Source organism: Virgibacillus ainsalahensis, from assembly GCF_055380755.1.
Genome location: NZ_AP043943.1, coordinates 435,857 through 448,950, shown reverse-complemented (window position 1 = coordinate 448,950; position 13,094 = coordinate 435,857). Strand labels below are relative to the sequence as shown.

Here is a 13,094-nt window from a genome sequence, read left to right as displayed (position 1 = left end):
ACCTTTAATTCAAAAGGATACACAAAGTGCAATAATTAACGTAAGTTTGCAATCGCTTTCAACGATATTTTATAATTAAATATTATCATTTATTTTTAATTTGTCAATTATATTTTTCAATTTCTTTTATTTTCTATCATATGACAAAAGGTTATTTTGTGGTTTAGATGCAAATGAAAAAAAGATGGAATTGATATTGCGAAATAACTATAAATCGAATAACATAAAGGTAATATACAAATGAGGATGAGAAATTGATGAAAATGTTCGCTAGTGAAAGAAGAAATAAAATAATGCATCTTTTAGATGAAAAGAAACGAATAACAGTAAAAGAACTAGCCACATATATCGGTGTTTCAGAAGCAACATTGAGGACTGATCTGAATAAAATGGAAGTCGACGGCCTACTGAAAAGAACGCATGGAGGCGCGATTCATAATGATTATATAGACAATGACACAAGCTTTTCAGTTCGTGAAAAGAAAAACAAAAAAGAAAAATCGCAAATTGCCGTAGAAGCCTCTCAATATATTGAAGAAAAGCAATGCATTTTACTAGATGCCAGTTCTACTGCATTGGAAATGGCGCGCTATCTAAAGGAGCAATCGACTCGTTTAACAGTTGTAACCAGCGGGCTTCAGTCTGCATTGGAACTAAAGGAAAATCCTGATATTACTGTTATTCTGATTGGTGGAGTAGTGACAAATGGCTCCACCTCAATTGAAGGTACATTGGGAATAAGCATTTTGGATCATGTAAATATTGATATTATGTTTACATCTGCAAATGGCTTTTCTGTTGAAAAAGGGTTAACCGATTTCAACTTATACGAAGTTGAACTGAAAAAGGAAATGGTGAAAAGATCCAGAAAGGTGATTGCAATCATTGACTCTTCAAAAATAGATACAAATTCAAGTGCAGTATTCGCTAAAACTGAACAAATTGATGCCTTGATTACCGACAAACCGATAAATGATGAAATTTCAAGTAAGCTTTCAAACTATAATGTGGATGTAATCGCCCCTATATTGAGTTAGTTACTTTGGAATATACGTTGAGGTACGAGGTCACTTTATTTCTATATGACAGTTTGTTTAAAAACTCGTACCTAAAAGCTTACAATTTAATGGTAATTCTTTTTCATTTTGTGCAGGTAGGATGCATTGTACTAAATACCAGTTTGCATCCCCCCGCAATATGGGATTAAATTTCAATATATGATTTACGATAGGTCTGACAATCTTTTCATATCATCCTTTAAATGATGATAAACGGACTTGTAAACCTTGTAATATTCATTATATTTTTCATGATTTCTCCTGTTTGGTATAATCTTTTCGTCCAATATCTGCCATTTTTTCACATCTTCATACGATAGAAGTCCAGTTCCAATCCCGGCAAGCATCACATCGCCCAGATTCGCTTCTGCATCATGTACGGGACATACAATAGGATAGCCGGTTACATCAGCAAAAATTTGCCTCCACAATGTTGACTTTGTTACCCCTCCAGCAATCAAAATGGACTCGCCCAGGTTTTCCCCGGTTGCTTCCATTGCATCCCGTAAAGAAAATGCAACTGCCTCTAAAAATGCGCGATAAATATGAGATTTCGAATGCGCCAATGAAAGCCCAACAATTGTCCCCTTGGCATCTGAATCCCAAATAGGACTTCTTTCTCCCATAAAGTAAGGAAGTACAATCAGTCCTTCACTTCCAACCGGAATGGCTTCCGCCTGTTCGTTTAACACATCATATACATTTCTTCCGCCGGCCTTTTCCGCTTCGATTTCAAATTGGCACATCGTTTGTCGGAACCATTTCACAATTGCCCCAGCAGTGGCTCCCCCGGCAAAATAATACGACAATCTCTTAGCATCATATAAATACGGCCAAACAATCAGATCTTTCCCTTTCACAGGTTGGTCCGAAATCAATGCTGCACACATTGAAGTTCCGATTGCTGCTGCATAAATACCGGATTCAAATACGCCCATCCCGATATTGGCGGCGCCAGAATCAATACCACTGGCAATCACCGGCATCCCTTCAGATAGTCCCAATTCTTCTGCAACTTCACTTGTTAAACCGCCAACAACATCTGTTGATTCTACGATATTCTGCGGCATCATCGATAATGGAATTCCCATGGTATCCATCATTTCTTTCGACCAGGTTCTCGTATTCATATCAAAAATACCGCCGATGTTTCCAGCAGACGAATAATCAATAGCGATGTTACCGGTCAGTTTATAAATAGCATAATCATTTGGCGGTAAAAACAACTTGGTCTTCTTCCAGTTTTCCGGTTCGTTATTTTTCATCCATAACATTTTGGTAAAACCATAATAAGGATCTGCCCCATTGTGGGTGATTTCCAAGAGTCTCTCTGCTCCAATCGTAGACAGGGCCCACTTTGATTCTTTTTCGGCTCTGCGGTCCATCCAAATCATACACGGTCTAATAGGTTCCATGTTTTCGTCTAATGGAATACCAGAGCCCCCATATAGTCCACTGATTGCAATCCCGCGAATATCATCCGCTGGAATATCTGCTTTTTGAACCGTATTTTTTATAGAAGATTTTGTGGCTTCCATCCATACATCCGGCCACTGTTCAGCCCAAAGCGGTTTTGGGGTCAATACATCATATTCCTGTAAATCTTGAGCAATCAGATTGCCTTCTGTGTCCATTAAAATCGTTTTGGTGCCAGATGTTCCTATATCCGTTCCGAGTAAATAAGCCATAATTAGATCCTCCTGTTATAAAAAATCAAATTCCAGTTGTCTATTAAATAGAAGTAAAAGCACCATCCACTACAAAGTCAGATCCTGTAGTAAAAGTGCTGGTATCTCCTGCAAGATAAACACAAATGGACTGAAGTTCTTCTGGTTTTCCCATTCTGTGAAGTGGTGCCATTTGATTCCATTGTTCAATCAATGGCTGTAAGTCTGGAGAATTTAGCGTGAGTTCTGTCCCAATATAGCCTGGACTAATACAATTCACACGTACATTTCGCGAAGCCCACTCTACTGCCAGAGATTTCGTTAACTGGATGACCCCTGCTTTCGAGGCGTTGTAAGAACACTGTGGTTGTGGAACATTAACAATATGACCGGACATGGAAGCTGTATTAATAATAGACCCTCCACCTTGCTTTAACATCTCTTTTCCAGCCGCCTGTGCAGTTAAAAACACTCCCGTAAGGTTGATATCAATCACTTTTTTCCATTGATTAAATGTCATTTCCTCTGCCGGTACATTTATGGAGATTCCAGCATTACAAAAAGCAACATCCAAACGTCTAAACTCCTCCAGTATATGCTTCATAATGGCATCTACCTCTTCCGGTTTTGTGACATCCGCTTTAATAGCAATCGCTTTGATCTTCTGAATTTTTTCCAGTTCAGCTGCTGTCTTTTTTGCTTCATCGAAATCGAGATCCACAATTGCTATATCCGCACCAGCTTCCGCAAAAGCAGTTGCTACACTTTTACCTATACCTCTTGCACCACCGGTTACAAGAATTTTCTTACCATCCAATCTCATTTTTTCAATGATTCCCATATTGATAACCCTTTCATTTTAAATGTATTATGTAAAGTTATTTTATAAAATGTATTTGTATAATAAAACGTTTTCAAGCAGAAGTCAACACGTCATCCAAACAGAAAATGCACAATCCGTATTCCTTTTCAATTTTAAAGTTGTTGGCACATCGGTAACTGTGGTATATTTTTAAATAGAATTAAACAAAATATTTTTATAAAACTTTTTTATAAAACGGAGAATGATTATGGATAATAGCATCACATTTAAAGATATAAAAAAAAGTAATTACTCAGCGATCTATCATCTCATCTATCAAAAGAAGGGAATTTCCAAGCAGGAAATTGCAAATCATCTTCAATTAAGCTTGCCGACCATAACTCGGAACTTAGTTCGTTTAGAAGAGCAACAACTCATTGAGAAGAGTGGGAAATTGGAGTCTTCCGTTGGCAGGCGTGCAACTGCATATGCCATACGGTCGCAGGCGCGTATTAGCATTGGTGTCGAGATTATGAAAAAGACAGTTCGCATTTTAGCAATTGATCTGCTTGGTGTGATAGTTAATAAAACAGAAATATCAATAGAATATTCGGATGGCGAAAGTTATTTCAAAAAGATAAGCCAAGCCGTAGAGGCCTTCATCTCCTCTCTTCATTTGGAAGAAGCGCAGGTGCTTGGGATTGGTTTTGCTGTACAAGCTTTAACATCAGCGGATGGTGAAAGCATCACATATGGAAAAATATTAAACTGGACAGGATTGGATATTCATATTTTTTCCCAACATCTTCACTATCCTTGTAAATTTCACCATGATGCAAAGTGCGCAGCAACAACAGAGCTGTGGGTAAGAAATGATGTTGGAGATGCTGTCTACTTGTCAATTGGAACGCACCTTGGGGGAGCAATTATTATCAACAATCAAATTGATATGGGGAAAGAAGGACATAGTGGGACAGTAGAACATATGACGATTGATCCCCATGGTCCTTCCTGTTACTGTGGTAAGCGAGGTTGTATGGAGATGTTTTGTTCTGTTAGTGCACTCTTGGAAAAAGATGAAACATTAGAATTTTTCTTCCAGCAGGTACGTTCCGGATCCGTTTCCTATGTGAAGAGATGGGATTCCTTTTTGGATCACTTATCATTTTCTATCAAAAATATTCATCTTGTCATCAATAGAGAATTCATTCTCGGCGGACATATTTCCCCCTACCTAAAGCAGGAGGACATAAATATTCTTCATGAAAAAGTATATGAAAAAACAGCATTCCCAAGTAACGATCCATTTATTTATATAAGCAGTTCACCTGAAAATGGGGTCCCTACAGGTGCTGCCATACCATTTATTCAATCGTTTTTAGATGCAATTTAATGGTATCTGACGTCGTTACCGGGGACGGAGGGACCTGTTCCATAGCCGTCAATCTAAGCAAAATACTGTAAATAAATGTTGATTTTCGTTATCCTTTCTAAATCGGGAAGTGACAGGCACCACGAACTAAAGTATCGAGTCTTTTCTTTTACTTATGAAGCTTCTTATGCAACGTGAACAATGTGGCGGAGTTTTGCCCATTGTTCTTCGATCAGGTTATTGACCTCTTCCGTGCTTACAAATCCTCATTGTAGAGAAAGTGCCAAACAATTCAGAGACACATATTCACCCGTTTCTATTATTCGATTAATAACCTCATTTTCATCTTCCAATTCAGGGAACGTTGAAGTAATAAAGCCTAGATGTTCAAATAATCCTGGCTCATCATTAAAGAAACTATTCCAAGTCGTATCATCAAACTGCAAATGACGACACCCAGCTTAGTATATAGCTAAGATTAAATACTGATATATCTTGCTTAAATCTTTATGTAAATCTTCTTCGGTCGGAAGACTCACGTTCTTCATCCGTTATTTGCCGATAAACCTATGTTATTCGGGCTTGGAACGGTGGGCCCCCTCCCCGGGACAACGGACCTGTCCCTGCGTCCTTCCCACATGAACAACTATGCTTGACCCCACAATGTGGATTTGCATCAACACATCACGGCAACAAACTAACGGAAGAACAGCAATGGGATAAATTGAAGTACATTGTCGACGTAGCTCGAGACGTTTGGGAATAAGTAAAAATAGAAAGGGAACAGCGTAAATGGCAGCTGTTCCCTTTCCATTTTGGTTTCTTATCTAAAATTCAGGAAGTGACAGACACCACGAACCATTCCCAAGTCCTTTCATTCTGCCTTACCTGTGTACAATAGACGGTTACTTCGCTTAAATCGCTTTTTCAATTTTATCTTTCTTCCATATTTTTTCTAATTCTTCAAGTGACTTACCATTTGTTTCAGGAACCATTTTCCATACAAATATGGCAGAGATAACACTCATTAATCCGTAAAATCCATAGGTTAATCCGCCACTAAATTCCATCATGGATGGGTAAGTTGATGAAATAAAGAAGTTTGCTGCCCATTGTGCTGCAACCGCAATTGCCATTGCTTGTCCGCGGATTTTATTAGGGAATATCTCAGAGAGTAATACCCAACAAATTGGCCCCCAAGACATCATAAATGATGCTGTATATAAAATGATAAAGATTAATGTGCCTATGCCAATAATATTAAAGAACGCTAACATAGCGACACCAAACATACCCACAGCCATCCCAATAGAACCTACCATTAGCAGAGGTTTTCTCCCCCATTTGTCAACTGTTTGGATAGCGATGAATGTAAATACAACATTGACAGCCCCCATAACAACCGTCTGAATCATAGAAGCATTCGTACCAGCACCCATGCTTTCGAATATACGTGGTGCATAATATAATGCAACGTTTATACCAACGAATTGTTGGAAAATAGAAAGCAATACACCAACAATGATAACTAATTTCCCATAAGAAAATAATTTTCCGGATGTTTGCACGGTATTTAATGACTTATTGATATCAATTAAAACTTCTTTAGCCTTATCTTTCGAGCCACTAATTTTCGCTAAAACATTGAATGCTTCGTTACCTTTGTTTTTCGATACGAGGAATCGTGGTGTTTCTGGTACGAAAAACAAAAGAATAAAGAATAACAACGCTGGTATTGTTTCCGATGCGAACATATATCTCCAGCCTACATCATTAATCCATTCTGTTGTTTGACCATTCGCAATTCCCCAGTTTACAAAATAAACAACGAGCATCCCAAAGATAACCGCAAATTGATACCAAGATACTAATTTTCCTCGTATTTGTGCCGGGGCTACCTCCCCAATGTAGGTTGGTGAAATTGCTGATGCTAAACCAACACCGATACCACCAATAACTCGATAGAAAATGAACGTGATTAGTAGTCCAATTGTTGGTTCACCCTTATCGAAAAATAATAATTCCGGATATGCTGATCCCACTGCAGATAAGAAAAATAAAGCTGCAGCTACGAGAAGCGAGTTCTTTCTTCCCAAATTATTCGAAAAGAACCCAGAGATTAGTCCACCAATAATACAACCAATTAGTGCACTCGAAACGGTGAATCCATGGACTAAGGAACTTAATCCTAAACTATCCATAAAATATTCTTGCAATGCCTGCTCTGCACCAGATATTACAGCTGTATCGTAACCAAAGAGCAAGCCTCCTAGTGTAGCGATCAAAGTAATTGATATAATGTAATGATTTTTTTTGGTAGTCATAAATTATATAAGAGTAAGAGTATCATTCGTACTCTCTCTTGTCCTCCCCTCTCAACTTCATAATCAATTAAGCGCTTTCCTTTTTCATGTGAAATTCCTCATGTTATAAAGTAAGCCATTTATATAATCTCCTTTATGTCGGGGATAAATTCTCCCTGTTTTTTATAGTTTTTAAGTTTCATAATTCATGTAACCGATTCCAATTACAAACTTAGTATAAATAACAAAACTTGGTTTGTCTAGTGGATGAACAAAGTTTTTATTTTCATTTTTTTATGCGAAACTATGCGAAGATATCACAGCAGAAGAATCCTCAAGGATAGGATTAATTAATAAAGTGGTATCAATAGAAGCAATATGGAGTGAAGTTGATCAATTAATTGAAAAACTAAGAACATCTATTTTAAATCAAAAAGCTGCAAGACCAATGAGCATTTACACTTGGTCTTGCAGCCTTAATCCTTAATGTCCTCATAGACTTAAATTCAACATATATCGGAAGGAAGTGACTGGCACCACAAATTCTGAGAGGAGATTACTCCTTTTATTATGCAGACGTAGTAGTGGAAACTGGAACAAAAAGAAGCAAATCGATTTAGAAAACTTGGCCTTTCGCTAAGCTCTTGCGGCGAAAGGCCGAGTTACACTTATGCAGGAAGCAATGATTCTGGCTAGGTCCAGAAACCTCCATGGAGCAGTATCCAGCCTTTAACTTTCTGGGACAAGGAACCTGTCCCTGTGTCCCCCTCAAACAGTAGACCGCTCAATTAACTCAGATGGCATTTCTTCCTTAAATACCGATTCTGCACCTACTGCCTGATGGAACAGTCTTTTTCCCATTCCTACCAGGTTTATCTCGATTGTCGTGATATCCATGATTTTGGCAATCGGCTGATTGTCAAACCCTATTACTGCCAGTTCGTCTGGCACGGAAATACCGTGACTGTTGCAGTAGGTTAAAATCCCGGCTGCAACTTGATCACTGGTTACCAGAAGGGCTGTAGGAGGATCGGTCATTTGCTGGATTTGCCTCATGACGTGAGCACTATCCTCCAGGTATAAACAATCATCAATAATAAAGTCATCCCGAAATTTCTGGTTAATCTTTTGAAGAAAACTTCTGTAAGCAGATTCCCTTTGTTTGCTGTTCGTTCCTGATCTCCGTCCAATACAGTGGCCTATTTTCTCATGACCCTTTTTATATAGGTAGTCTAAGCCAATAGTGAACGCTTTATGATGATCCACATAGGTAGAGGATATGTTGTATTCTTTTACATCCTCGCAGAGAACGACTGGGCCATAACTTATGTAATCCTTAATTGTTTCCCAATCACAGGCCCTGGAACAAATAATGAGCGCATCAATTTGTTTATGTTTCAACAGATCAAGCGCCTCTTTTTCTTTCTTTATGTCATATTCCGTCTGAAACAGTAGCAAATTATAATTGTTTTGTACCGCTTCACTTGAAATTCCTTCAATTAACTGGGCGAAGTAAGGATGATTGATGAATGGAAGAACTACTCCTACGAGATACGTTTTGCCTTTGCTCAAATGAATCGCATTTATATTCACCTGGTAATTGCGCTTCTCCATTGCTCGCCAGACCGCCTGGCGCTTTTCCTCACTCACATAGGGATGATCATTTAAGACCCTCGAGACCGTCGTTGCAGATACTTGGGCAAGCTTGGCAACATCTTTAATATTTGTCATGGTATCACCTTATGATTTTTATATTTTTTGTCGACCGTTTTCCATAAATTAACCTTTATCTTACGCTTTTCCTAATAATAAAACAAATAATCTCATTCTTTCAAAGAAAATGAAAATAACGCTTGACATGAAACGCGTTTCATAAAATATGCTCTAATCAGTCATCATTGATGACACATTATCGACATGGGAGGCGGTAATTTCTCAGCAATTTGATAGCGCATTCATCTATTGTGTATCGATATATCCAAGAAAATCAATCTTATTAAATTAATTGGGAGGTTTTTTAAATGGCGGAAAAAAACAACATTTTAACGAAAGAACTAACATTGAATAAACGGGAGAATAATGAACCACTCCGTGCACTCAGTGAAGAAGATTGGGCATTTTGGAAGGAAAATGGTTATGTAATTATCAAAAATGCCGTACCGCAAGAAAATATTGAGCGATTGAAAGCATTGATGTGGGAGTTTGAAGAAAAAGATCCAGATGATTCTTCTACCTGGTACAAAGAACCGCGAGTAGAGATGAAAATGAAAGAGCTGCAAGGTGCAGGAATGGTGGAGCTCTATAACCATCAGTACCTTTGGGACAACCGAATGGAACAGAAAGTCTACGATGCATTTGTCGATATCTGGGGAACAGAGGACCTTTGGGTGAGCATCGATCGCTGCAATCTCAATATGCCGAAAAAGGATAAAAACGCCGGTTCAGGCTTCATTCATTGGGACGTGGATACCAGTCTCGATCCATTGCCACAGAACGTACAAGGGGTGCTTTCTTTGGTGGATACAACCGCAGAAATGGGAGGATTCCAGTGTATTCCTGAGTTATACCGTGACTTCCCAGAATGGGTGAAAAAACAGCCGGAAGATCGTGACCCACATCATCCGGACACCACGGGATATACTCCTACTAAAATCATTCAGGAAGCTGGCGACTTGGTGATTTTCAATGCCATGCAGCCTCACGGAATTCGGCCGAATGTTTCCGACCACCCAAGGATGGCGCAATATATATCCATGTTCCCTGCGCAGGAAGAGGATGAAGCATTGCGCCAGGATCGGATCAATTCTTGGAATGACCGGATTCCACCACAAGGGGATGCTTTCCCGGGAGATCCGCGAAACTGGGAGCAGGAAAAATATGATAGAGCGGAACTATCGGAATTGGGAGAGAAGCTGTTAGGATTAACATCATGGAATAAATAAGGCATAACAATCGCACCAATCTTAGGGATTGCCACCGATGCAAAAATTGGGTGGCATTTCCTGCTTGATATCAACCATTTCAATGGCTCAATAAAAAAGGAGATGAACAATTTGCAGAAATCTGGTATATGGATTTTATTTTTCGGTGCGTTAGGCGGCCTTTTATATGGATTTGATCAGGGAGTCATTTCAGGTGTATTGTTATTTATTGAAAATGACTTTCCTTTAAGCAGTTTTATGGAAGGGGTGGTCGTAAGCAGTCTGCTGCTTGGGGCAATCTTTGGTTCTGCCAGTGCCGGATGGTTATCTGACAAAATAGGCAGACGCAAAGCCATTGCCATCATTGCCATTCTCTTTATTGTCGGTTCCCTTGGTTCGGCCTTGGCCCCCGGGGTTACTACTTTAATTATCGCGCGGATTATAAATGGGCTTGGTGTCGGTGGGTCCATGGCCATTATCCCTGTATATATGTCAGAACTAGCCCCTACCCATATGAGGGGGAAGTTGACGGCCTTATACCAATTAATGCTTACTGTCGGTATACTAACCTCCTACTTTTCTAATCACCTGCTTGCACCAATGGAAGCATGGCGTTGGATGTTAGCGGTTTCAGCATTACCCGGAATAGCTATACTAATCGGCCTTATATTCATGCCTGAAAGTCCAAGATGGCTGCTGCGCAGAAATGAGGAAAGTAAAGCCAAAGAAGTGATGCAGTTATTCCGCGAACCCAAGGAAATTAATGAAGAAATAAGAGCCATTAAGCAGATTGAACAGGGAGAGAATAAAAATGCATTAGGCGTATTAAAATCAAAATGGGTGCGGCCGATGCTGATTGTTGCCGTGTTGGTCGGGGTTTTCCAACAGATCGTCGGAATCAATGCGGTTATTTATTATGCCCCTACCATCTTTAGATCGGCAGGATTGGAAGATGCCGCCTCCACTTTGGGAACGATGGGTATCGGGGTTGTCAACGTCCTGATGACCGTGGTGGCCATTATGACCGTTGATAAATTGGGAAGGAAAAAGTTATTAAACATCGGAGGAATAGGAATGAGTGTCAGCCTAATCATACTTTCATCCATCCTATTTACTGCCGGATTAAATGATTCCACGGCCTGGTTAACAGTTGTTATGCTTGCTATCTACGTAATGAGTTTTGCCGTCTCATGGGGTGCTGTCGCATGGGTTCTCATTCCGGAGCTTTTCCCATTAAAGGCAAGGGGCGCCGGAACAGGGGTTGCCATCATGGGAATGAGTGCGGCCAACCTCGTTGTTACACTCGTGTTTCCTATGTTACTGGACGTTATCGGAATCGCATGGATGTTTGTCATTTTCGCCGTGATTGGATTAACCTCTATTGGGTTCGTTTCCCTTTTCGTTCCGGAAACAAAAGGAAGATCGCTTGAGGAAATCGAAAATGATCTACGTGACGGTAAAAAAATTGCATATTCTAAATCCAGTTGAAATTGATTCCATTTCCATATGGAATCACCAATCTCTATTTTAAAATGGGTGAAAGCAATGTCTAAAAATAGTGTGGAAAAGGCAATAACAAAAATTAAAAAATCAAACGTTAGGCTGACACCTCAGCGTGTCGCTGTTCTGGAAGCGCTATTGGGTTCAACAAGCCATCCAACAGCCTATGAAATTTATAAAGAAGTTGGGCAAAAGTTTTCCTCCATCAGTCCAGCAACTGTCTATAATAACCTGCATACCTTATGTAAAAACGGGTTGGCTAAGGAATTAACATTCGGCAACCATTCGAGCCGGTTTGATGGTGATCCCACCGAACATTATCATGTTATATGTACGAAATGTGGAGCCATCATGGACTTACATTACCCATTATTAAGGGAAGTGGAAGCACTGGCAGAGCAGACAACCGGTTTTAACATCAGCCACCACCGCTTGGAAATTTATGGGGAGTGCTCCACGTGTTGCCTGGATCGGCGGAAAGAATTATGTTGAATAAATAAAAAATAGGCCTGAAACCCCTAAAATTGTATAAAAATCATTTTAAAAGTTTTCCTATTTTAAATCAAAAGGCTGCAAGATCAATGAGCATTCACACTTGGTCTTGCAGCCTTAATATCCTCAGATTTTATTATAGACTTAAGATTCGACATATATCTGCAAAAATCGGGAAGTGACAGGCATCCAATCTAAGATCTCTAAAAATGAACTTAAGCAGCTCTGAAAAGTAAGCCGTCCAACTCTTTATCATTGTATAGACTTGGTTCATTACTGTTCAACTCTCCAGACAATCCAACATAAACCCACCATTGAGGAGCTAGTGTGGAACGAATATCTTTGACCGTCAATGTTAGAGGAGTGCCACGTCGAAGCAACGCTTTAACCGCCTGTGCATATACACCTGGAATATAGCCAAGTTGCAATCCACCCGATGTTACAATGCGAACGGCGTAAGGATCGTGTTCATTATCATCCTCAGGGATAGCATGCAATCGATCGCCAATTTGAAGTAAGGATGGCCATTTTTTAGGCAGCCCTTGATGACGCATACCATTGATATAAAAATTAGTTTCCAAGTGATCATCATACAAACGAAGGGGTTCTTCAAATGAGTAAGCATCACCCGATAACATTCCTCGTGTTTCTCGAAGAATATCCATACGGTCAGCTTCAAAAGGCAGTCCCAAGTCATCTAGTATTTTATCGTAATCGACTCGATCAATGGATGGTATTCGGCGCTCAAAAGCTGCAAATAAAGACGTTGAAATATATTCCTTTTCCAATTTTGGGAATGTAGGATGAAGTCGATATCCATTTCGCAATGCTTCCTTCACTTTTCGATGAGCGTCACTGTGATAGGTGTATTGAAACGTATATTTATTTCCATCAAACCCTAGTGTTCCAATATGATAGTATACATTTGTTCTTTTGTTTTTCCATAACACCAACAATGATTTGACTTTATTCATATCTT

11 protein-coding genes and 1 pseudogene are annotated in these 13,094 nt (G+C 39.4%); 6 read left to right on the top strand and 6 right to left on the bottom strand.

Translation table 11 applies throughout. The annotated features are described in order from the left end of the window. The first annotated feature begins 257 nt into the window (after window positions 1-257). Window positions 258-1,037 carry a DeoR/GlpR family DNA-binding transcription regulator gene (locus tag ACZ427_RS02020; protein ID WP_461179171.1) on the top strand — a complete coding sequence of 260 codons (780 nt, stop codon included), beginning with the start codon at window positions 258-260 and terminating at the stop codon, window positions 1,035-1,037. Between the two features lie 185 nt (window positions 1,038-1,222). Here ACZ427_RS02020 and ACZ427_RS02015 read toward each other — a convergent pair whose 3' ends face one another. Both ACZ427_RS02015 and ACZ427_RS02010 read right to left on the bottom strand, forming a co-directional pair. Continuing rightward, window positions 1,223-2,746 (bottom strand): FGGY-family carbohydrate kinase, encoded by a 1,524-nt coding sequence (locus tag ACZ427_RS02015; protein WP_461179172.1) that lies wholly within the window; start codon window positions 2,744-2,746, stop codon window positions 1,223-1,225. A gap of 43 nt (window positions 2,747-2,789) precedes the next feature. Then, the gene (locus ACZ427_RS02010) at window positions 2,790-3,566 is read right to left on the bottom strand and encodes an SDR family oxidoreductase (RefSeq protein WP_461179173.1); all 777 of its coding nucleotides are present in this window, start codon (window positions 3,564-3,566) and stop codon (window positions 2,790-2,792) included. A gap of 229 nt (window positions 3,567-3,795) precedes the next feature. On the opposite strand from ACZ427_RS02010, the gene ACZ427_RS02005 reads away from it, so the two are divergent. Further along, window positions 3,796-4,920 carry an ROK family transcriptional regulator gene (locus ACZ427_RS02005; RefSeq protein ID WP_461179174.1) on the top strand — a complete coding sequence of 375 codons (1,125 nt, stop codon included), beginning with the start codon at window positions 3,796-3,798 and terminating at the stop codon, window positions 4,918-4,920. A 245-nt stretch (window positions 4,921-5,165) separates the two neighbouring features. Here ACZ427_RS02005 and ACZ427_RS02000 read toward each other — a convergent pair whose 3' ends face one another. Beyond that, complete coding sequence (locus tag ACZ427_RS02000) at window positions 5,166-5,345, bottom strand: hypothetical protein (RefSeq protein WP_461179175.1); 180 nt, start codon at window positions 5,343-5,345, stop codon at window positions 5,166-5,168. A 194-nt stretch (window positions 5,346-5,539) separates the two neighbouring features. Between ACZ427_RS02000 and ACZ427_RS01995 the strand changes: the two are divergent. Further along, window positions 5,540-5,665, top strand: a pseudogene (locus ACZ427_RS01995) (5-methyltetrahydropteroyltriglutamate--homocysteine S-methyltransferase); the annotation flags it as partial. A 148-nt stretch (window positions 5,666-5,813) separates the two neighbouring features. Here ACZ427_RS01995 and xylE read toward each other — a convergent pair. Next, window positions 5,814-7,223 carry a D-xylose transporter XylE gene (gene xylE, locus ACZ427_RS01990; protein WP_461179176.1) on the bottom strand — a complete coding sequence of 470 codons (1,410 nt, stop codon included), beginning with the start codon at window positions 7,221-7,223 and terminating at the stop codon, window positions 5,814-5,816. A gap of 747 nt (window positions 7,224-7,970) precedes the next feature. Continuing rightward, on the bottom strand, window positions 7,971-8,933 hold the full coding sequence (locus ACZ427_RS01985; protein ID WP_461179177.1) for a LacI family DNA-binding transcriptional regulator: 963 nt from the start codon (window positions 8,931-8,933) through the stop codon (window positions 7,971-7,973). A 290-nt stretch (window positions 8,934-9,223) separates the two neighbouring features. On the opposite strand from ACZ427_RS01985, the gene ACZ427_RS01980 reads away from it, so the two are divergent. The 3 genes from ACZ427_RS01980 (at window position 9,224) to ACZ427_RS01970 (ending at window position 12,115) form a co-directional block, all read left to right on the top strand. After that, a complete protein-coding gene (locus tag ACZ427_RS01980; protein WP_461179178.1) occupies window positions 9,224-10,144 on the top strand; it encodes a phytanoyl-CoA dioxygenase family protein in 921 nt (306 codons plus the stop codon). Between the two features lie 102 nt (window positions 10,145-10,246). Further along, entirely contained in the window at window positions 10,247-11,611 is a 1,365-nt protein-coding gene (locus ACZ427_RS01975) for a sugar porter family MFS transporter (RefSeq protein ID WP_461179179.1), read from the top strand. A 57-nt stretch (window positions 11,612-11,668) separates the two neighbouring features. After that, window positions 11,669-12,115, top strand: a complete 447-nt coding sequence (locus ACZ427_RS01970) for a Fur family transcriptional regulator (RefSeq protein ID WP_461179180.1) — start codon at window positions 11,669-11,671, stop codon at window positions 12,113-12,115. A 215-nt stretch (window positions 12,116-12,330) separates the two neighbouring features. On the opposite strand, the gene ACZ427_RS01965 is transcribed toward ACZ427_RS01970, so the two are convergent. Next, complete coding sequence (locus ACZ427_RS01965) at window positions 12,331-13,089, bottom strand: HIRAN domain-containing protein (RefSeq protein ID WP_461179181.1); 759 nt, start codon at window positions 13,087-13,089, stop codon at window positions 12,331-12,333. Window positions 13,090-13,094 lie beyond the last annotated feature (5 nt).